Source organism: Hymenobacter miniatus, assembly GCF_016427455.1.
Lineage (GTDB): Bacteria > Bacteroidota > Bacteroidia > Cytophagales > Hymenobacteraceae > Hymenobacter > Hymenobacter armeniacus.
On record NZ_JAELXR010000002.1, the window covers coordinates 142,906 to 164,153 of the forward strand.

The window sequence follows — 21,248 nt, forward strand, 5'->3', positions numbered from 1 at the left end:
TATGGCTGCTGAACCAACTGAAAAAAGCAAACATCGTTACGCTTGGCCCCTGGGCATCAACCTGGCGCTTTTGCTGCTGCTAGTGGGCCTCAACTGGCGAAATGTGTCTAATAGTGGCTTGGGCCTGCTGCTGCTGGCGTGCCTGAATATCCCCATCGGCTTCGTGTTTCTCCTGTTTGAATGGCGGCGCGAATCGAAATTTGCGTCGGGCTTTTTTCTATCGTTTTTTCTCCTGTTGATAATCGGGTTTGGCATGTGCGCCAGAGGGTCTCATCCCCGTCATGAGGTTGAAATCATCGAAGACCCTGCAGAAATTCACTAAAATCGGTATTCGCTTATGAACAAGCCCACCTTTGGCAGCATCGTTCGCAACAACCTGCTGATTCTGCTGGCCGCGGCCGTGGTGCTGGGAGCGGCCGCGAACATGGGGGTCGATGCCGGCATTTTCTTGTTCGGCTTTTTTTACCTAGGCCAGGCGCTGTACAACCTGATTCTGGCCTTTGCGCACCTGGGCGGCGGCCCCGAAGACGTGGGCGCCGCGCCCTACTTCGTGAGCATGTTGCTGGTGCTTATTGTAGGTTTTGGGGCGTGCTCAGGCATTTTAGTTGTTGCGGGCATCAACGGCGGCATGCACTGAGACCGGCGCGGGCTGGCATTTGGGGCAGGTGTAGGTGGCCCGGCCGCCCACGTAGTATTTGTCGATTTTGACGCTTTTGTGGCGCGGGCAGAAAGTGTGCGCGTCGTCGCTGGCGGGCGTGGCCGACGTGTCCCACTCGCGGGCGTGAATGAGAAAGCTGGCCGGAAAATGCCGGTAGTTGGCTTCCTGATTGATGGCCGTATTCAGCACCAGCTGCACGGCATTGTGCAGGGCTTTGCCTTCCTTTTCGGTCAGGGTCGCGCCGATGCGCTCGGGGTGAATTTTGGCCTGAAACAGCACCTCGTCCACTATCCAGTTGCCAAGGCCGGCGGTGATGCTCTGGTCGAGCAGCAGCGGCTTGAGCAGCGTTTTGCGGCGGCTGAGTTTCTGGTGCAGCTCGGTGGCGGTTATTTCCAGGGCGTCGGGGCCTATTTTCTTGGCCTTTTGGTGGGCGGCGGCGCTGTCGGCCAGGCGGATGCGGCCGAATTTGCGCGGGTCGATGAAAGCCAGGCGCAGGCCGGAATCTTCGAGGTGCAGGGCTACGCGGGTGAAGCGCGGGGCGTCGGGCTCGTCGCGGTAGGCGCCCACGTCGCCGGTCATGCCAAAGTGCAGCACCAGCACGTGGCCGTTGTCGAGTTCCAAAAAGCAGTTTTTGCCCAGGCGGCTGGTGCCCGTGATGGTGCGGCCCACCAGGCCGGCGCGCAGCTGGTCTTCGGGCGTGGCCAGCACGTGCGCATCGTTCACCTGCACGGCGGCAATGGTTTGGCCCACGGCCAGCTCGTCAATAAATCGGCGGTAGGTTTCGACTTCGGGTAATTCGGGCACGGAGAGGGAAAGGCTGAACGTTCGACATAAATCGGTCATGCTGAGCGGAGCCGAAGCATGACCGGTTTTTCCACTTTGCTAACAGCCCAGCCCGTTGCGGAGTTGCAACGCACTCCCTACAAATTCCCGCGCAATCCGCCTTCCAGCACCACTACCCCCGTCCCGCCAATCTGCACCGCTTCAATGGCCTCGCGCGGGCCGCTGATGCGCACCTGCACCGTGCCGGCGCGGCCCAGGTCATGGCCTTGTTCGGCCACGAATTCCGGCGAATGCAAATAGCCGTGGTGCCACAAATACGCCGCCATGCCGCCCGTGGCTGACCCCGTCACGGGGTCTTCCGAAATATCGGGCGGCGTGCCAAAGTGCCGGGCAAAAGTGTGGCCCGCGGGCGTAGCCCCGCCCAGGCAAAATAGGTGCGGGCTGAAAAAGTCGCTCGCGGCGCGGTAGGCCGCCAGGCCGGCGGCATCGGCCACGTGGGCGCGGCGCAGGGCGGCGTGGTCGCGCAGCAGCACCATGAGCTGCGGCGTGCCCGTGCTCACCGTCTGGATGGGCGCGCCCGGCAGCAGGTCGTCGGGCGTGAGGCCGAAAAGGGGTAGTACAGTTTCGGGCGCGTGCACGGCGCCGAAAACGGGCCGGCGCTGGGTCATCCAGACCATGGGCGGCTGGCCGGCCGCGCTCGGCAGCACATCCACCCGAATGGGCCCACCCGCTAAGTGCAGGGTGAGCACCAGCGGGGAGCCATCGGCAGGCAGCGCCACCCGGCCCGCGTGCAGCAGCGCCGTCACGGTGGCAATGGTGGGATGGCCGGCCAGCGGAATCTCCTCGGCCGGCGTGAAATAACGCACCGTGAATTCGGTACTGTCGGGCGCGGCCTGGTTCACAAACGCCGTTTCCGACTGATTGAACTCGCGGGCCAGGCGCTGGCGCAGGGCGGAGTCGAGGTCGTCGGCGTCGAGCACCACGGCGCAGGGGTTGCCGCGCAGGGGCTCGGTGGTAAAGGCATCGACAAGCAGAAACGGGAGCATGTGCAGCGGAACAAGTGGGCGGAATGAAACCGCGAAGGAACGGCAAAGCCGCTGCAAACGAACAATGCCCGCCTGCTTGCGCAAACGGGCATTGTTCAGGTACTCTACAACGAATTAAGACGGGTCGTGCACCTTGGCCACGCGCTGGCCGGCTTTGTCGTACACGTCGCCGCGGGCCGTGATGAACAGGCGGCGCTGCTGCGTATCAGTGAGCACGTAGGGGAAGGTTTCGCTGGTGGTGCGCGTGATGCGGCCCACTTCCTCGGCGTTGTCCTCGTCGTCTACGCGCACCACTTTCAGGGCGTTGGTGAGGTAGTAGCGGCGGCTGGGGTCGTTGCGGAAGGTGAGCTGGCCCACCAGCTTCACGGCGTTGCCGTTGGCCTGGTTGATGGCCACCATTTCACGGGCTTCCTGGTCGGCCTCTTCGGTGGGGAACAGGCGCACGGGGGTGCTGTCATACACGGCGGGGCGCACAGGGGCCTGCGGACGGCTGGCGGCCACCACGGCCGGAGCTGCCGAGGGCGCGGCCGACCGGGCGCTGGCCACAATCTGGCCGTTGGCCCGCTGCCAGCCCTGGCCGATGGCCAGCAGGCGCGGCGCCCGGCCGGGGTGCGTGGCCGAGCCGCCATCGTCGGGCACGGTGGCCATGGCGGCTTGCGCCTGGGCCAGGCTGGCGCCCAGCTTGCGCAGCACAAAGCCCGAGAACTCATCGGCTTCCAGCTCATCGGCCGGCTGCGAGCCGCCGGCACGCAGGGTGTGGCCGTTGAGGTGGTGGCCCATCTCGTGGGCCAAGATGCTGATGCCGGCCCAGTCGGTGTGCCCGGCGCGGTTGATGTCGTTTAGGAAATCGGGGTTGTAGAGCAGAAACCGCTTGCCGTTATACACCACGGCCGCGGCGTTGTCGACGTCGCGCGTGGCCCGCAGTTCGAAGCGGGCTTTGAGGCCCACGGCGTCGGTGATTTCGCGGATAACGTCGGTGGGCGCCGGGGCCGTTTGAGCCTGCGCGGCAGAAGTAAAACCAATAGGCAGCGCCAGCAGCAGCGGAGCGGCGAGCCGGCGGAAAAAGCGAGGGAGCAAAGCCATAGCGAAAGACGGGAGGTGAATGACTACTGACTAAAACCTAGGCAACTGAAGTGCCAAATATGAGAATCAGGCCCGGAAAAAAGCCCCATTACCGGCACTCAAAACGACTGCGACGCAGCACCGAAAGCAGCCAAGCTACCAGCGCTTTTGCCTAACGGCCGCGCCCGTGCTCACATTGCGGAGCCGCCGGCAAAAAGGCGGGCTCGGCAACCACGGGCGGGGCTGCTGAAATAACGATTTCCGGGAGGTAGCAGTTCAATTAAAAGAGTCGCGCCGGGGGCTGAACGGTTGCGTGCCAGCGCCGGGCTTTGCAGCGGCTTGTAGCTTTGCCGGCAGCGCAGGGCCAGGCCCCACCTTACACACAGCATGAACCAAGCCCACCTCCACCTCCTCGTCAACCATTTGCCGATAATGGGCAGCTTGTTTTCGGCCGTGTTGCTGGGCGCGGGCCTGGTGCAGCGCAACGCCTCGCTGATAAAAGCGGGCCTGGTGGCCGTGCTGGCGGCGGGTGTGCTGTGCCTGCCGACTCAGCTCACGGGCGAGGGAGCGGCGGCCATTGTGCAGGACCTGCCCCGCGTGAGCCGCGCCCTCATCCAAACCCACGCCGGCGCGGCCGAGCTGGGCTTTTGGGTGCTCGAAACGGCGGCGGCGCTGGCCCTGTTTGGCCTGCTCCTGCTCAAGCAGGCTTCGCCGCGCGCGGTGCTGGTGGCCTGGGCGGCGCTGGCGGTGGCCGCGGCTGGCTTCGGCCTGCTGGCGCGGGCCGGCTACCTGGGCGGCCTCATTCGGCACACCGAAATCCGGGAAGGCTTCGGCACGCCCGACGAACTGTAACCCGGCCCCGGCGCCCGCGTACCTCCGCCCATGCCCTTCCCCTTCTTCGGCGACGATAAATCGACCGTGGCCCGCCTGCTGGCCACCCTGCCCCAAACCGGCCGCCTGGAGTGGATTGGCCAGCGCCCGCTGCGGCGCGAGCCCCTGCTTTCGGTGCCCGAAGCCGAGCTCAAAACCGATTCGCACATGCTGGGCGACCACGCCCGGCCCAAGACGGGCGGCAAGCGCCAGGTCACGCTCATTCAGCAGGAACACCTGGCGGCGGTGGCCGGCTACCTGGGCCTGAACGCGCCACTGGACCCCGCCCGCCTGCGCCGCAACCTGGCCGTGAGCGGCCTGAACCTGCTGGCCCTAAAAAACCGCCAGATTCAAATCGGCGAGGAAGTCATTCTCGACATTACCGGTGAGTGCCACCCCTGCTCGCGCATGGAAGAAGAGCTGGGTCCCGGCGGCTACAACGCCATGCGCGGGCACGGCGGCCTCACGGCGCACATTGCCCAGGGCGGCATCATTCGGGTGGGCGATGTGGTGCGGGTGCTGAGTTGAACCGGCGCCGCGCCCCGAATTGCGAAATCACAAACGATTTCGGTAAATTCATATAGCTAACCGATGGGGTAGTCATGCTGCCAGGCAAGATGGCGAAGTGTTTTCGGGAACCGGTGAGGTGCCGGCCGCTCTGTTGGGAATACGCCACAGGGCATCTTCTTTTACGCGAACCACGTACCTTGGCCAATAACGGTTTTTAGCCCTGCGGGTGCTTGCAATGGGCCTTTTTTTGTTCTTTCAAACCTTTAAATCTTCATACATGACCACAAACTTACCTGCGTTGTCGGCCCTGGGCCGGCACCTTCGCTACTTGGGGTGCGCTGTATTGCTGCTGGCCAGCGCGGCTACGGCCCGGGCCCAAGCGCCGGCCCAGGCTACTACACTTTACGGCCTGGGCACTGCTACGCAGCCTATCGCCCCCAATAGCACCTTGTTCTTCCCGGCCGGGGCGGCCGTTGGCGACCAGGGCCTCATCACTTTTTTCACCGCGAACGCCGGCGGAAATGCCAACCCCGCCGCCTTTCCGGTAAAGATTGCCGGCGTGCAGGGGGCGCAGAAGCTGGTCGGCATCGACTCGCGCCCCCTCACCGGGCAGCTTTACGCCCTGGGCTACGACGCCACCGTCGCCTTCGACCCCACCAACGCGGTGAAAAACACGCAGCTCTACACGGTGAACGTGAGCACCGGGGTGGTCACGCCGGTTGGGAGCGGCGTGTCGCTGGACCTGGGCCAACCCACCAACCCGCTGTTCGTCTTCAACATCAGCTTCGATTTCAATCCCGTAGCAGACCAAATCCGGGTGCTGAGCAGCAACCGCAACAATTACCGCATCAGCCCGGTCGACGGCTCGCTGGTGGCCACCGACACGCCGCTGGCCTACGTTGGCGGCACCCCGGCCACCCCGGGAGTGGTGACGGCGGCTTACACCAATTCCACCATCGGCAGCACCAGCACCACGCTCTACGACCTCGACAAGGCCAACGGCAACATCCTGACCATTCAAAGCCCCCCTGGCGCTGGCACGCTTACCCGCAACACGCCTACCCTCATCTACAACGGCTTTGATAACCTGACCAACTCGCTGGCCCTGGGCCTTGATATTGCGAATAACTCAACGTTGGGCTATCTGATTCAAACGACGGTGGCCAACGGCAGCGGCATTTCGAGCACCAACCTGTTCGACGTGAACCTGCAGACGGGCGTGGTCGACAACAAGCGCACCGTGATTCCCACGGCCCAGTCGGCCGGCTTCAACGTGTTCGACTTGGCCGTGCCCATTGCTGCGCCGGTGTGCGATGCGCCCACCGCCCCCGCATCCAGCGGCGTGACCAGCACCGGGGCCACCATCACGTTTACCCCCAACACCTTAGCCACCAACTATACCGTGACGGTGACGCCCGCCGGGGGCACCGCCACCACCCAAACCGTGACTACCTCGCCGGTGACGCTGACGGGCCTCACGCCCAACACCACCTACACGGTGAGCATCGTGAGCAACTGCTTCGCGGGCGCGCTGTCGTCGAGTGCCGTGAGCACCACTTTCACCACGCTGGCACCGGCGTGCACCGCCCCCAGCGGCCTGGCCGCCTCGGGCGTAACCAACACCTCGGGCACCGTGACGTTCACGGGCAGCCCTTCGGCCACGAGCTATACGGTGACGACCGCGCCCGCCACCACCACCCAGACGCTGCCGGCCAACGCCACTTCGGTCAACTTCACGGGCCTCACGCCTAGCACGACCTATACAGTTAGCATCGTGAGCAACTGCGCCGCGGGCGCCACGGCCGCGCCGGTCACCATCGACTTCACCACGGCCGCGCCCAACCCGGCCCCGGTTATCACCAGCCTCAGCCCGAACTCGGCCACGGCCGGGGGCACCGGGTTTACGCTCACGGTGACGGGCACGGGCTTCGTGTCGGGCGCCGTGGTCAATTTCAACGGCGGGGCTCGCACCACCGCTTTTGTCTCGGGCACCAACCTGACGGCCAGCATTCCGGCCTCCGATATCAGCACGGCCGGCACTTACAACGTGACCGTGACCAATCCCGCTCCTGGCGGCGGCACGTCGGCCCCGGCCACCTTCACCGTAAACAATCCGGCGCCGGCCATCACCAGCTTGTCGCCGGCTTCGGTAACGGCGGGCGCCGCCCCGCAAACGCTGACCGTGACCGGTACCAATTTCGTGAGCGGCGCTTCGCAGGTAACTTTCAACGGCACGGCCCGCACCACCACGTTCGTGTCGGCTACCCAACTCACCATTGGCCTCACCGCCGCCGACCAGGCCACGCCCGGTACCTACAACGTGACGGTGACCACCGCTGGCCCCGGCGGCGGGACATCGGCCCCGGCCACCTTCACCGTGAACGCGGCGCCCTGCAATGCCCCCTCGGGCCTGGCAGCCAGCAACGTCACCAGCAACTCGGCCACGGTGAGCTTCACCGGCAGCGGCACGGCCACGGGCTACACCGTGACGACTTCGCCCGCTACCACCACGCAAACGCTGCCGGCCGGCGCTACTTCGGTCAATTTCACGGGCTTGAACCCCAGCACCGCCTACACGGTGAGCATCGTGAGCAACTGCGCTGGCGGGGCCACTTCGAGCGCTGCCACGGTGAACTTCTCCACCACGGCCGCCCCGCTCACGGACCTCACGGTGAGCACGACGCAACCCGTGCAGGGCAACTACAACAACGTTATCATCACCAGCACGGGCCTGGCCAACCTCACGGGCCCGCTCACGGTGGCCGGCACCCTGACCGTGCAAACGGGCGGCACCCTGGTGCAGAACTGCCAGCCCATTACCGGAACGGGCAGCTTCGTGCTGCAAGCCAATGCTAACCTGGTCATTTGCGACCCGGCGGGCATTGCCGCCACGGGCGCCACCGGCGCCATCCAAGTGTCGGGCACGCGCACCTTCAGCCCCGACGCCAGCTATGGCTATGCCGGCACCGCGGCTCAGGTGACGGGCCCGGGCCTGCCCAGCCGGGTGTTGAACCTGGCCGTTCAGAACGCGGCCGGCCTCACCCTGAGCCAGGCCGTGAGCGTCACCCAACGCGTGGTGCTGCAATCGGGCGACCTCATTACCAACGGCCAGACCCTGACGCTGCTTTCCTCGGCGGCCGGCACGGCCATTGTGGTGAACACCGGCGGCGTGGTGAACGGCGCCGCCACCGTGCAGCGCTACATCGACCCCACCCGCAACGCCGGCCTGGGCTATCGCCACTTCAGCTCGCCGGTGCAAAGCTCTACCGTGGCCGACCTGGCCACCAGCACTTTCACGCCGGTGGTGAACCCGAACTACAACACCGTAGGCAACACCGTGGTGCCTTTCCCCACGGTATTTAGCTACAACGAAACCCGCGTGAACACCAGCGGCGGCGCCGGCTCCGCGGACTTTGACAAAGGCTTTATGTCGCCCCCGGCGCTGAACAGCCTGCTCATCGTCTCGCAGGGCTACACGGTGAACATCGGCGCCGGCCAAGTGGTCGATTTCGTGGGCGTGCCCTTCACCGGCACCCTGTCGGTCAACGGCCTCACCCGCGGCACGCAGGCCCAAAGCGGCTGGCACCTGCGCGGCAACCCCTACCCCTCGGCCCTCGACTGGAACTTGGTGGTGAACAACGGCCGCCTCACCAACGTCGACAACACGCTGTATGTCTTCAAGAGCAGCGGCCAGTACACCGGCAGCTACGCCAGCTACGTGAACGGCCAGAGCACCAACGGCGGCACCAACCTGCTGCCCGTGGCCCAAGGCTTTTTTGTGCGCACCAGCACGGCCGGGGCTAGCGGCAGCATCCGCTTCACCGACGCCGAGCGCGTGACGAATTACGACACCACGCCCTTCCAGCGCGGCACCGCCGACACCCGTCCGCAGCTGAAGCTCAGCCTGAGCAACGCCGCCGTGGCCACGCAGGCCGCCGTCTATTTTGAAGCAGGCGCCACCGCCGGCTTCGACCGCGCCTTCGATGCCTACCACCTGCCGGCCCCCAACGGCCTGACCCTGGCCACCGAGGCCGGCGCCGAAGCCCTGGCCATCAACGGCCAGCCCGCCCTCACCGGGGCCGATGTGCTGCTGCCCCTGCAAGTGGCTTCGCTCACGGCCGGCACCTATACCCTGGCCGTCGATAACCTGGCCAACCTGCCCGCCGGCTACCACGCCTACCTGCGCGATGCCCTCAGCGGCACCTACACCGACCTGGCCGCGACGCCCGCGCTGAGCCTCTCGCTGGCGCCCAACGCCGCAGCCGGTGGCCGCTACGCCGTGCTCTTCACCACGCAGGCCCGCGTGCTGGCCACGGCGCCCGCCGCGCTGGCCCAGCTGGCCAGCGTATACCCCAACCCGGCCCACGGCGCGGCCACGCTGCTGCTGCCGGTGGCCCTGCGCGGCACCCAAGCCACGCCGGTGTCGGTGGTCGACAACCTGGGCCGCACGGTGCTCACGCGCACGCTGGCCCCCGGCACGGCCGAGACGCTGGAGCTGCCCGTCGGCGGCCTGGCGGCCGGTGTGTACTCGGTGCAGGCCCGCACCGCCGCTGGCCTGGTAGTGAAACGCCTGGTGGTCGAGTAGCCTCTGCTGCGAAACCACAGGGGTTTTCAACAAAAAGCCCCGACTGCCTGCAGTCGGGGCTTTTTGTTGCCTAATGGTAGGAATACGTGTACTGTCGATAAATGTGCAAGCAAGGCAAAACAGCTGATTTGCAGCTTGTAATAAAAAACCTTCCGCCAGTGGCGGAAGGCTTTCCTAGCTATGAAAACAACTGTCTCCTGTAGAAGACTTGGCAGTATCTACGCCAGATAGTAGGTAATTGGTTTGTCGGGTTGGATTTTATTGTCGTTTGATAGGCTGAACGGCTGTGGGGCCAGCACATCAAGGGTGCAGCCAATGGCCGGCCCCGCGGGGTAGCCGATTTTGCGAAAGTCGTTGCCGCAAATCTGGTTCGACATGGGCGGAAAGGAGAAAGTAGCAAGCCTGCTGTACGCGGGCCCTGGGGCGATTTCCGGCTTCGGAAGAAATGGAAAAGCCCCGTCAGTAGCAACCGACGGGGCTTTTTTGATGGCTCTGGTGTTTCCTCAGCTTGGCCAGCAGCTGGTGTCCGCACTCCGGGGCAAGAAGCGAAGCAATGCCCACAATACCAAACACGGCCGTTGCGAGTGGCTGCTACGCCAGCCAGCATGTTTGCTATATGCCTTAAATACGCTGTTACAACGCAATCAGTTCGGAAAATGACCACGCAAGACGTGTCTTTTTCATTATGTTTTGCTAAGTAAATTGTGGCCTATTGCTAAGTAGCTTGGGTTGAATCTATTCCGTTAGCATAACGTGTAAATCAGTTTAACTTTTTTGTTGAAAACGGAGTCTACGCTGGTGTTCAAAAGCGTATCCGATAAACAAACACGGGCGTCTTGCTCAGCGCAATCGAAGCACCTCTACCGCTTCGTTGTAGTGACTCAATTACTCTCATGGTAGAGATGCTTCGACTGCGCTCAGCATGACTGGCTAAGCGAAAGCGCTATGGCCTACGCCCCGTCCATCCGCACGATTTTCGGGGTGAACGAGCCCAGCACGTCCACCAACTCGCGCTGGCTGGCCATCACGGTGTAAATGTCCTTGTAGGCCATCGGCGCCTCGTCGAGCCCGCCGCCGATGAGCTCGATGCCGTGTTCGGCCAGGTGCTTGCGCACGCCCGATTCGGTCAGCTCCGCCTTGGCCCGCGTGCGCGACATGAGCCGCCCGGCGCCGTGCGAGGCCGAAGCCAACGACTCGGCCAGGCCCCGGCCGCGCACGATGAAGCCGGGCGCCGTCATCGAGCCGGGGATGATGCCCAGCACGCCCGCACCGGCCGGCGTGGCGCCTTTGCGGTGCACCACCACTTCGCGGCCATCGGCCAGCCGCTCCTTCCAGGCGAAGTTGTGGTGGTTTTCCACCTTGGCCACGGGCCGCTCGCCCAGGGCTTTGGCCAGCCGCTGGTGAATCTGGGCGTGGCAGGCCGAGGCGTAGTCGCCGGCCAGGTTCATGGCGGCCCAGTACTCTTGGCCGGCTTCGGTGTCGAGGTCGAGCCAGGCGAGGTGCTGGGCTTCGGTGGGCAGTTGGCACACGTCTTTGGCCAGGCGCGTGTAGTGTTCGGCAATGCCGGCGCCCAGGCCCCGTGAGCCGGAGTGCGAGAGCACCCCCAGGTACTGGCCCACGGGCACGCCCAACTCGTTTTCCGCTTCGCTGATTTCGACAATGCCGAACTCCACGAAGTGGTTGCCGGAGCCGGAAGTACCCACTTGCTCGGCCGCCTTGTCGCGCTTGTTTTTCAGGAAAGGGATTTCCAAAAATTCGTCGCGCTCCAACACGGCTGCGGCCATGCGCTGCCCTCGCTCCCAGCCCCGGCCGGAGCCAAAGCGGGTATTATTGAGCAGCAAAGTCCGCAGCTCCTGCACGCGCTGGGTAAGGTACTTGGCCGGCAAGTCGAACACCGACAGCGCCATCCGGCAGCCAATGTCGACGCCCACGGCGTAGGGAATCACCGCATTGTCGGTGGCCAGCACGCCCCCGATGGGCAGGCCGTAGCCGTGGTGGGCGTCGGGCATGAGGGCCCCGGCCACGGTCACGGGCAGTTTCATGGCCGTTTCCATCTGGTGGATGGCGCTGGGGTCGATGTGCTCGGCGCCGAAGGTGGCGTAGGGCTTGCGCTCCACTAGCGCAATGTGCCGCGAGGGCGCCGGTAGCAAGGCCGCCGCGGTGTGGCTCCAGTCGAGGTCGGTGAGGTAGTCTTTGGGGTTGGCTAAAAGTTGACCTAGCAAAGCGAGCTGGTCGGTTTGCGAGAGTTTTTTGAGGTGCTTGCGCTGCAATTGCGCGAGGGCAAGCCCAATGGCCCGGCCTTCGGGAAACCCGAGGGTGCGAAGGTCGTTGCCGCGTAAAAGAGTGGCCATAACATGGTCGTTGCACGAGGCAGAGAGGCTTATTTGCGTCTCCATCGTTGATGAAAAAAAGATAAAAACGGACTGGGCAACAGGGCACACCGCCCACATATGTGCTCTACCAACTGAGCTACCGCGGGCCGAAACCCGCGAGCCGGACTCGAACCGGCGACCCCATCGACCTGAACGAAGTATGGCGGTGCTACGGCACCAGCCCGTTTTTACTGACAAAACCGGAGCGACAGACGACTTGCGTTGAGCCAAAAGGCGACTTAACAGGTCGAAGGAACGCAAGCCTACGGCATCCGGCTGAGGTGTAGAGACGCAATATGTTGCGTCTCCTCGTTGAACGACTCGCCGGACGATTTCCTGACGACGAGACGTAAAATATTGCGTCTCTACTTCGTTCAATTTCCCAAAATCCCCGCCCGGGGCAACAGGCGCCCGGCCTCCTAGTCCTGCTCTAACCAACTGAGCTACGGCGACAGCCTTGCGGCAACTACCGGCGGGACTTGAACCCGCGTCCTGGGCAATCACAATGCGAAGTATGGCCGGGCTACGACACCTGGACAGGAATTAGACATGAAGTTTCCAGAAGGGGCAACAGGCGCCCGGCCAGCTGGTGCGGCCCTACCAATTTGCAGTCGCCCTGCCTTGCGGCAGCACTTCGGGAGTCGAACCCGCGACCGCCCCGGAGGTTGGTGCGAAGGAAGGCCCGGCTACGGCACCCACCCGGAAACGTATTTTTCCTCGGCTTCATCCGCCAGTTCAGGGCAACAAGCGGCTGGCGCGTCAGCAGTTGCCGAGGCAACAGCAGGGGATTCGAACCCAATCTCTCTGATTAACAGTCAGATTTCAACCAACGAAGTATCGCCCGCCTACGGCACCTGAACCATGCGGATGTCACCAAGATGGAACGGGCTGCCGCAGCGGGCGCCCGTTCCGGTCGGCGACTGCCCTTTAGGGCAGCCGTCGTCCTAGTCGTGGAGTCTGTGTTTTAACGTCATGAACGTGTTTTTTATTCTGCCTTTCGACAGTAAGTGGCAGTGATGCCCATTGAGTTAGGCAAAAAATTATTCGGGGAAGTGGCTTTTCAGCGCCATCGATTAGGTTTTGCCGCGAAGCAAGGAAAACGAGCGGCGGGCTACGATGGACGAAGGGACTCGAACCCTCGCCGCCGAAGCGGCCACCCGCTGTGCGCCCGCGAAGCAGGCCCAGCCTACGCCACCTTGCGCCGCGGCGGCCGGGGGTTCCGCTTTGTTGCCCGGCCGTTCAGCGTGGTTGTTACAAGTCAATTTTATCGATTTCCGACAGCGCCGAGCCGCCGTTGTCCAGCGCCTGGAGCACGTCGAATACTTTGTCGGACCAGCCGGCGATGAGGGCCACGCCCGTTTCGGGGCGCACCTCCAGCGGGGCGGTGCCGTGCCCGGCCAGGTCGAAAAGGTAGAGGCGGGCGCCGGGGGCCACGGTGCGGCGGTACTCGGCCCATTCCTGGGCTAGGGTGCCGCCGTCGCCGGTGCTGTTCCACAGCTGCACGTCGGTGAATACCATCACTTTGTCGACCACTTCCCGGTGCTCGCGCAAGTCGCGCACCACGAGGTAGCCGTTGGTGGAGTAGCCCACCTCGCCTTCGCGGCGGTAAAACTCTTCCACGTTGCGGAGCACCGGCCCGCGGGGCAGGCTGATGCGCTTCCACGTGTTGCCGAACATGCCGGTGGTCACGTGCTGGCAGCGGCTTTGCAGCAACATGCCCAGCACGAGGCTCACGTCGTAGAGCAGCACTTTGCTGCGCGCCGAAATGGGCTGATGCATGGAGCTCGACACGTCGCAGGCCACCACCACGCGGGTGTCGGGCCCGAAGCCGCGCAGGTTCACGGCGCTGTGGGCAATGGCCGTTTCCAGGGCTGCCAACACGCTGGCCACGTGGCCGCTTGGCACGGCTTTGACCTCTCGGTAGGCGGCCAGGAAGCGGAACGGCAGCTGCTTGCTGCGCGCCACCGCAAACCGGTCGGCGAGGGTATCGCACACCCGTTCCATCGCCGCAGCCGAGACATTGGCTTCGAGAATGTTGCGCAGGTTGCGCAGCAAGGCCATGTAGCCCAGCTTACCGCTCGCAATGAGCGTTTCCCAGGTCTGGCGAACGGCCGCTTGCCGCTCGGCTTCGGCGGCGAAGGCTTGCTGCCCCACTGCCGACAGCTCGGTTTCCCAAGTGTAGGGCGTGGGCAACTCGCCGCGCACCAACTGGTCGAACAAGGCTTGCTGGGCTTCATCGCGGGCTTTGGGGTGCACCACGAACAAGGCATCGCGCAAGCGCACCGCCCCGGCGCGGTCGTACTTCGCCAGCTGGTAGCCGTCGAAACGGTTGAAGCTGAGCGCCAGGCCTTTTTGCAACTGCTTCGAGACGCGGTTGAGGATTTTGGTGCCGCCGCGGCCGTTGGCCTGGGCGTAGTAGGCCAGCAATTCCGTGATTTCGTCGGGGCGCTGCACCACCCGCGCCACCAGGCGGCTCAGGAGGCTGTCGCCGCGGTGCAGGCGGGCCAGCTCCACGCACAGCACCAAGGGCACCGAGCGCAAGTGCAGGCTTTCGCGGGCATACACCGCCAATTGGGCCACGAAAAGCGGCTCGTTTTTGGCCACCAACTCCCGCAAGCGCGTCAGGCGGGTGTCGGCTTTTTCGTAAAACAGGTCGCTGAGCGCCGCCGTGGCAACGGCCGCGTACAGCTCGACCTGGGGCGTGAGGATGAAGGCGGCCGCGCCCTCGTGGTTGACGGTGGTGGGGGCGCGGTTTCGGGAGAAGAAGTTGAAGCGCATAATGGAAGGGGTGGGATGTAAATGGTGTAAGATTGAGTTGACTGCAGCGCGTTAGTCCTGCCAGTCGATGCCGACGTGTTTCGACAGCACCAGGCGGGCTTCGTTGAGCCATTGCATTATCCAAACGTGCTCCTGCGGAGTCATCCAGCGGTTGTATTTGCCGCGCACCTGCACCACGGTGCGGTGCGCGGTTACTTCGATGGTCAGGCCGCGAGTGCCGTCCACGGTTAGCGAGAAGATGCCGCAGCGGCCTTGGCGGCACGATTGCAGATAAGTAGCCACACAGTTGCGCTGCGCGTTTCCTTCTTCATGCAGCTGGCCAGCAGTGGTAAGCTGCTCGATGCGCACCGGCCCGGCCTGGAAATTGGCCACCGGCAAACCAGCCCAGCCGACATCGGGCGACGTGACGCCGCCCGACTGACGGCGCTCCCGGGCCAGGCCTTGGTGCCACTGCTCGGTGTGAGCCAGCACGGAAGCCATGCTGCGGCCTTTCAGCGTGAAACCTGGCTGGGCCGGCTCCGGCCCGATGCCGACGCTGCGCTTCTGATGAATCCAGTCGCAGACGGGACCAAAATGGCACGGGTCGACCATGGGCGCGGCCACGAAAAAGTCCACTACGCTCAGCCAGAAGGCATCGTCGACCAAAGGAGCCCGGCCCAGGCGCGATTCCATCAATGGGCCCCACCACGCCAGCGCATCGCGGGCGGCGAGCTGGGCGTAGCGCAGGGCCTCGCGGAAGGTGCAACCAGCGGGCGCTTCCCGCATGCCGTGCTCCAGTCGTTTGCTGATGCGTACCGGCAACCGAGGATAACTGCGCAACGAGTGCCCCTGTCCGAGGTGCACCGTCAAATCGGGCAGGCTCACGCCGTCTTCCACCAACGTCGGGCGCGTCCAGGATTCAATCAGCCAGTCCGGTGTGTTGCCGTACGGGTCGAATAAATGCCTGACCAAACTCGTCAGCTGCCGGAATACATTGTTGGTTCTGGCTTTCCAGTCGGCTATTTCGCGCACTCGCTTGGCGTATCGCTCGGCGAGGGCCGCCACGTTTTGGGCCAGTTCGGGGCGGTGCAACAACCCGGTGCGTTTGGCTGCCAAGGCCCGCAACGCCCCCAACATGTTGCCTTCCTCCGCGCTGCTGCGGCCCACTACGCAAGCTGCGTATAGCTGCGCCAGGGCCGAATCGACGCCCAAAGCTTCGTAAAGCGCATGGGGCGAGCCAAAAGAAAACATGTACTCTATTTGCTTAGACTGGGGCCAATTGCGCCAGTCGACGTGCCGCGAAAGCGCGACACCGGCCTGTTTCCAGCGGTAAGCTTCCGCCGAAATCGGTTTGTTACGGTTTGCCATAAAGCGGGGGCCTGCCCGCGGGCAGTGCCTAGCTAGAAGGTGAAAAGGAGGCGGGCGCACGCAGTCGGCAGCCCGATTTCTGTCGGTTTCGGGGCCACTCACAGCGGCCCCGGTGTTTAGAATCGGCCACTACTTGCAGTGGCCGTGCCGCCCCAGGCGGAAATAAGACGGAGCTGAATACGTGGAGGCGCATGTTAAAAAATCGAATTGACTAAGCGTGAAAAAAACGGGATGGTAAAGGCAAGTATTTGTGATTAATTAATTAGTCAATCTGCATTTGAATGTTAATTCAATTTGAAATATACGCACCTCTCCTGTCAAATAAAAACGTCGTTTTATTTGGGCATTAATCACACGAAAAAGCCCGGCTTTTTGTGGGCCGGGCTTGTCTGGTTCGCGGGGTTTACGCCGAGGCTATCGGCGTTTCCAACAAAGAAGAGAAGCACGGCCACACCGATTCCAGCGGCCACCATCGGGCCGTTTCGAGAACTGCTGGGGCAGGTAACTGGGGCGGATATGGGGCATGGGTTCGTGAGGTAAGCCGTTGATAACCGGCTGGCAACAAAAAACCCGAGCTTGTGGGCTCGGGCGGTGTCGGGTTTCAGTGGGGACTGAAATCAGGCAAACGTACCGAGCGGAAGCAGCCGACCGGGCTGCATCTTATCCGAATTGCTGGTGAATAGTTCGTGGCGGTACATGGTTGTTTGCTTTTGGTGCGACAAAGGTTTGTAATTAATTTTTATTGCGCAAATTATTTTCAAAATAATTTTTAAATATTTTTCACAAACCACAAAAACGATTGAATTAAGCAGAGTTTATGCGCAAAAAATTCAGCTGAGTTAGTGCAGTCAATAAACTTCGCCTACGCATTACGGGTATTATGCCCACATGCCGTGCCTCGCCACTTCCGACCACTACACCCTCGAACTGCCCGCCGGGCACCGCTTCCCCATCGCCAAATACGCCCTGATTCGGGAGCAGTTGCTGTGGCAGGGCATTGCGGCGCCGGCGGATTTCTACGAGCCCGGGCTGTGCGCCGAGGAAGACGTGCTGCGCATGCACACCGCCGAGTATTGGCACAAGGTGCGCGACCTGCAGCTGAGCCCCGCCGAAGTGCGCCGCCTGGGCTTGCCGCAAAGCCCGCAGCTGGTGCGGCGCTCGCTGAGCAGCAGCGCAGGCACGCTGCAATCGGCGCTGCACGCCCTGCGCGACGGCGTGGGCCTGAACCTGGCCGGCGGCACCCACCACGCCTTTGCCGACCGGGGCGAAGGGTTTTGCGTGCTCAACGACCAAGCCATTGCCGCCGCGCACCTGCTGGCGCACGGGCTGGCCAAGCAAATTTTGATTGTGGATTTGGACGTGCACCAGGGCGATGGCACGGCGGCCATTTTCCAGCACGAGCCGCGCGTATTCACCTTTTCGATGCACGCCGGGGCCAATTATCCGCTGCGCAAGGAACGTTCTGACCTGGACGTGGCGCTGGAGCTGGGCACCGACGACGCCGGGTATCTGCAGCTGCTGACCACGACGCTGCCGCCGCTGGTGGAGCAAGTGCGGCCCGATTTCATCTTTTACCAGGCCGGCGTGGATGTGCTGGCCACCGACAAGCTGGGCAAGCTGGCCCTGACGCCCGCCGGCTGTCGGCAACGCGACGAATTCGTGCTCGGCTTGTGCCACGCCCGGCGCCTGCCGGTGGCCGTGAGCATGGGCGGCGGCTACTCCGAGCGCTTGGCCGACATCGTGGACGCGCATTGCAACACGTTTCGGGTGGCGTTTGAGCTATGGCCGTAAAAAGGCAAATGCCTACCCCGGCGACATTGCCCAGAGGCGACCCAGCGGGGCAACTTGTACCTTTGCATTGATGAAAAAAGCCGATTCTGCGCACCCCTCCCCCATCACGGTACCCGTTCGGGTTGCTGAAGCGCCTGCGGGCACGCCGGCTCAGTTGGCGTTTCGACAGGCCATTCTGGACGTGGAAAACCTGCGCGAGCGGCTGCGCGACCTGCGCGCCGAGCAGGCCGAAGCCCGCCGGCGCTACTGGCAGCAGGTAGGCCCGGCGGCCGCCACGGTGGTAGCCGCGCGGCGCAGCCTGTTTCCGCCGCTGGAAGAAGCCCTGCTACTGGGCTACTTCAGCCGCCTGGAGGAGCAGCAGATTACGGAGCTGATACTCGGCAATGCGCGGGCGCTGGAAGACCGGTTTGGTGAGGACGAGGAGGCTATCATCCGCAAGTATGCGCCGCACGGACGGCCTGCCGCAACCAATGTTGACGCGGCCGAGCCTAAGCCGGGCAAGGCCAACCCAGCACCGGAATACACCCCCGACCCCACCCTGCCGCCCCACGAGCAAGCCGCGGCCGCCGCCCGCGTCCGCCGCAAAAACAAGGCGCAGCGCAAACAGGAAGAAGCTGCCCAAGCCGACCAGAAGCAGCTCGAATCCAACGCCAAAACCATCTACCGCCAGCTGGCCCGCACCCATCACCCCGACTTGGAGCGCGACCCCGAAAAGCAAGCCCATAAAACGGCCCAGATGCAGCGCATCACCGAAGCCTACGAGGCCGACGACCTCTACGCGCTGCTGCAGCTGCTGTCCGAATCGGGCCCGGCCGACGCCGAGGCCGACGACGTGCTGGCCCGCTACACCCGCGCCCTGCTGCAGCAGCAAGCCCAACTAAAGCAGGCCATGAACGAGTTGAAGTACGGCCCCAACGGCTTCGTCACGGGCTCGGGCAAAAAGCAGGAGCTCGAATTGCGCCAGCTCAAGCGCGACCTCCGCGCTGAGGCGGACTACGTGCAGCACGTGGCCCGGCTCATGGGCGAGGCCGAAGGCTTGCGCGACGTGCTGCGCCAGCTAGCGGCCGAAGGCGTGGACGCTATTTAAGCCCACGCCCTTGCAAGGCAGCATCACCCGGCCGTGAAATGGCGCCGCACCGAAGCCGGCAGATACGGAATGCTGAGCAGCTCCTGCACCGCCGCGGGGCTCTGCAGCACGCCGTAGTACATATCGGTGACGTCTTGAATGGTCACGGCATACGGCGAGCGGGCACTTAGCTCGATGGCATCGCCGGCCTGCACCACGCCCGGCTGCAGCACCTGGAAATAGATGCCGCTGCGGCCGGCGGCCACGAAGCGCGACACCATTTCGGGGTCGTTGAAGCGCAGGTTGAGCTTGTAGCAGGGCTGCCGGGGCTGGGCGGCGCGCAGCACGGCCGTGCCCATCCTAAACTCATCGCCTATGCGCACGTCGCGTTCGAGCAGGCCGGCCGTGGTCAGGTTTTCGCCAAAGGCCGCCGGGCCGACCAGGGCGCCCGGTTGCAATTCGGCTTCCCAGTAGGCGTAATGCTCGCTGGCGTAGGCATACACGGCTTTATCGGGGCCGCCGTGCACGCGCAGGTCGGCCTGCTGGTCGCCAGCTAGGTTGTTTCCTTCCAGCGACACGGGGCCGGCAACGGGTTCCTTGAAAATGGCGGTGGTAATGCCCCGCCCTATCCATTCCAGCGTGCGGGGCCGGCCTACATTGACAGAAAGAATGCGCATGATAAAACGACCGGAAAGTGGAAGCCCAGATTGGGGAAGGAAGCGGTGAGCCTTTTCCGCCGCCAAGATATCCAGCATTTCTGAGGCTGCTCGGCGCGCAGGCTTCCGGCCCTACCCGATAAAGGCCACCCCGGCCCGCACGACGGCTTCATCGCGCAGAATGCGGTTGTGGCCAAGGCCTTTGGTGGCGTGCAGCACCGCGCCGGGCCAGGCCGCCGCAATGTGCCGGCCTTCGGCAAAGGGAATGATTTCGTCGTCCTCGTCGTGCAGCACCAGCACTTGCTCGGTGCCCGCCGTAGGGCCAGCTACTGCCGCGCCAAAAGAATCGGCGGAGCGGCCAGTGGCCTGCTGCACGTACTGCGCAAACTGTGTCACGAACGCGGCCGGCAGCTGCAAGAAATCAGCAAAGCGCCCGGCCACGGCCCGGGGGCCCACCGGCGCACTCATCAATACCAAACGCGGCAAGGGCGCCCCGCCGGGCAGCCGCACCGGCAGGCCCGCCACCGACGCGGCCCCAAACGAATGCGCCACAATGGCGCGCACCTCCCCCACCGTATCGACCACGGCCTGCACCGCGCCGCCGAAGTCCGTTAGCGTCACCAGCTTGCCGCCCGAGGCGCCGTGGGCCGGTCCGTCCAGGGCCACCACGCGGTAGCCGGCGGCCAGCAGCGGCTGCACCCAGGCCCGCCAAAAGCTGGCCCGGTGCTCCCAGCCGTGCACCAGTACCACAGCCGGCGCGGCGGCCGGACCCCACTCGTACACGGCCACGGAGCCGGTAGCGGCGGGCACAGCGCGGCGACGGGCATCGGCCAGCGCGGGAGCCTCCCAGCTTTTTTCGGGCAGGCGGCGGGGCGTGCAAAACACCTTCCAGGCCGTGCGGAATGCCACCGCCGGCGCCACCGCCGAGAGCACCTTGAGTTGCCAGCGCAGCAGCCGCAGGCCGGCGGGCGGCGAGGGATAGCGCACGCGCGGCGCCCGGGCAATGGCTGGTTCTTCGGCCAGGTAGTAGTCGTGAGCGGGCGAGAAGGTGTTGGTCATAGCGCAGGCAAAAAGAGGTGAAACAAAAGCAGCGGCCCGAGCAGCCGTTCGGGCATTAGGCCAGCAGTTCCAGGCGGAGCTGGCTCACGATGGTGTGGTACGGGGTTTCGTCGTGCACGCGAGCCACCTGCAGGGCGCCGGCCAGCGTGGTGAGCACCTGCACGGCCTTGGCCGAGGGGCTGCCCACGAAGCGCAGGGCACCGGTGGCTTTGCCCACGGCCAGCACCTGGGCCAGCCAAGCCGTCAGCTCGCCGTTGAACGTGCGCAGTTCGGCCTGCATGGGCGCCGGCAAGGTCCGGAAATCTGCCGCCAGCGCGCCGAACAGGCACACGCGGCATTCCTGCCGGGCGTGGTTGTCGTACACCGCAAACAGCGCTTCGAGCTGCTCGGCAGGCGGCAGGTCGGCCACGCGGGGCAGGTCGCGCCACTTGCGCAGCCGCCGGAGCTGCCGGGCCACAATGGCCGTGCCCAGGTCGTCCTTGCTAGGGTAATGGTAATGAATAGCGGCCGGCTTCATGCCAAGGGCTTTGGCCAAGTGCTGGTAGCTAAACGCATTGAAGCCGCGCTCCAGCAACAGGTTTTCGGCCAGGTCGAGGATGCGGGTGCGGGTGTCGGGCGCCAGGGCGCCAGGAGCAGCTTGAGTTGTCATCTGGTCCCAAAGATAA

The 21,248-nt window shown here is 64.2% G+C and carries 17 protein-coding genes; 7 read left to right on the forward strand and 10 right to left on the reverse strand.

All coding sequences use genetic code 11. The features are described 5' to 3' along the window. The first annotated feature begins 1 nt into the window (after position 1). Positions 2–322, forward strand: coding sequence for a hypothetical protein (locus JAO73_RS03735; protein WP_198975825.1), 321 nt, complete (start codon positions 2–4; stop codon positions 320–322). A gap of 15 nt (positions 323–337) precedes the next feature. Beyond that, positions 338–637 (forward strand): hypothetical protein, encoded by a 300-nt coding sequence (locus tag JAO73_RS03740; RefSeq protein ID WP_198975826.1) that lies wholly within the window; start codon positions 338–340, stop codon positions 635–637. Here the strand turns inward: JAO73_RS03740 and mutM are convergent. The 3 genes from mutM to JAO73_RS03755 form a co-directional block, all read right to left on the reverse strand. After that, complete coding sequence (mutM, locus tag JAO73_RS03745; protein WP_198975827.1) at positions 602–1,462, reverse strand: DNA-formamidopyrimidine glycosylase; 861 nt, start codon at positions 1,460–1,462, stop codon at positions 602–604. The two genes, JAO73_RS03740 and mutM, sit on opposite strands and share 36 nt — an antisense overlap. Before the next feature lie 116 nt (positions 1,463–1,578). Continuing rightward, a complete protein-coding gene (locus JAO73_RS03750; protein ID WP_233168680.1) occupies positions 1,579–2,487 on the reverse strand; it encodes a PhzF family phenazine biosynthesis protein in 909 nt (302 codons plus the stop codon). 114 nt (positions 2,488–2,601) lie between these two features. Next, on the reverse strand, positions 2,602–3,570 hold the full coding sequence (locus JAO73_RS03755) for a M48 family metalloprotease (RefSeq protein WP_198975828.1): 969 nt from the start codon (positions 3,568–3,570) through the stop codon (positions 2,602–2,604). A 366-nt stretch (positions 3,571–3,936) separates the two neighbouring features. Here JAO73_RS03755 and JAO73_RS03760 point away from each other — a divergent pair, with 366 nt between their 5' ends. The 3 genes from JAO73_RS03760 (at position 3,937) to JAO73_RS03770 (ending at position 9,514) form a co-directional block, all read left to right on the forward strand. After that, complete coding sequence (locus tag JAO73_RS03760; protein WP_198975829.1) at positions 3,937–4,401, forward strand: hypothetical protein; 465 nt, start codon at positions 3,937–3,939, stop codon at positions 4,399–4,401. Between the two features lie 30 nt (positions 4,402–4,431). Then, positions 4,432–4,947: an MOSC domain-containing protein gene (locus JAO73_RS03765; protein WP_198975830.1), complete on the forward strand. Its 516-nt coding sequence runs from the start codon at positions 4,432–4,434 to the stop codon at positions 4,945–4,947. Positions 4,948–5,206: 259 nt separating this feature from the next. Continuing rightward, entirely contained in the window at positions 5,207–9,514 is a 4,308-nt protein-coding gene (locus JAO73_RS03770; protein ID WP_198975831.1) for a choice-of-anchor Z repeating domain-containing protein, read from the forward strand. Positions 9,515–9,732: 218 nt separating this feature from the next. On the opposite strand, the gene JAO73_RS03775 is transcribed toward JAO73_RS03770, so the two are convergent. The 4 genes from JAO73_RS03775 to JAO73_RS03790 all read right to left on the reverse strand — a co-directional run bounded on the left by JAO73_RS03775 (position 9,733) and on the right by JAO73_RS03790 (position 15,894). Continuing rightward, a complete protein-coding gene (locus tag JAO73_RS03775) occupies positions 9,733–9,891 on the reverse strand; it encodes a hypothetical protein (RefSeq protein ID WP_198975832.1) in 159 nt (52 codons plus the stop codon). Positions 9,892–10,464: 573 nt separating this feature from the next. Next, positions 10,465–11,865, reverse strand: a complete 1,401-nt coding sequence (locus JAO73_RS03780; RefSeq protein WP_198975833.1) for an RtcB family protein — start codon at positions 11,863–11,865, stop codon at positions 10,465–10,467. Positions 11,866–13,137: 1,272 nt separating this feature from the next. Then, the gene (locus JAO73_RS03785) at positions 13,138–14,664 is read right to left on the reverse strand and encodes a TROVE domain-containing protein (protein ID WP_198975834.1); all 1,527 of its coding nucleotides are present in this window, start codon (positions 14,662–14,664) and stop codon (positions 13,138–13,140) included. A 51-nt stretch (positions 14,665–14,715) separates the two neighbouring features. Continuing rightward, positions 14,716–15,894, reverse strand: coding sequence for a PcfJ domain-containing protein (locus JAO73_RS03790; RefSeq protein WP_198975835.1), 1,179 nt, complete (start codon positions 15,892–15,894; stop codon positions 14,716–14,718). 1,005 nt (positions 15,895–16,899) lie between these two features. Between JAO73_RS03790 and JAO73_RS03795 the strand changes: the two genes are divergently transcribed. Beyond that, positions 16,900–17,802 (forward strand): histone deacetylase family protein, encoded by a 903-nt coding sequence (locus JAO73_RS03795; protein ID WP_198975836.1) that lies wholly within the window; start codon positions 16,900–16,902, stop codon positions 17,800–17,802. Positions 17,803–17,872: 70 nt separating this feature from the next. Next, positions 17,873–18,889 (forward strand): J domain-containing protein, encoded by a 1,017-nt coding sequence (locus JAO73_RS03800; protein ID WP_198975837.1) that lies wholly within the window; start codon positions 17,873–17,875, stop codon positions 18,887–18,889. A gap of 23 nt (positions 18,890–18,912) precedes the next feature. Here JAO73_RS03800 and JAO73_RS03805 read toward each other — a convergent pair whose 3' ends face one another. The 3 genes from JAO73_RS03805 to JAO73_RS03815 form a co-directional block, all read right to left on the reverse strand. Then, complete coding sequence (locus JAO73_RS03805; protein ID WP_198975838.1) at positions 18,913–19,545, reverse strand: MOSC domain-containing protein; 633 nt, start codon at positions 19,543–19,545, stop codon at positions 18,913–18,915. A gap of 111 nt (positions 19,546–19,656) precedes the next feature. Then, entirely contained in the window at positions 19,657–20,583 is a 927-nt protein-coding gene (locus tag JAO73_RS03810; protein ID WP_198975839.1) for an alpha/beta fold hydrolase, read from the reverse strand. 55 nt (positions 20,584–20,638) lie between these two features. Continuing rightward, entirely contained in the window at positions 20,639–21,232 is a 594-nt protein-coding gene (locus tag JAO73_RS03815; protein ID WP_198975840.1) for a TetR/AcrR family transcriptional regulator, read from the reverse strand. Positions 21,233–21,248 lie beyond the last annotated feature (16 nt).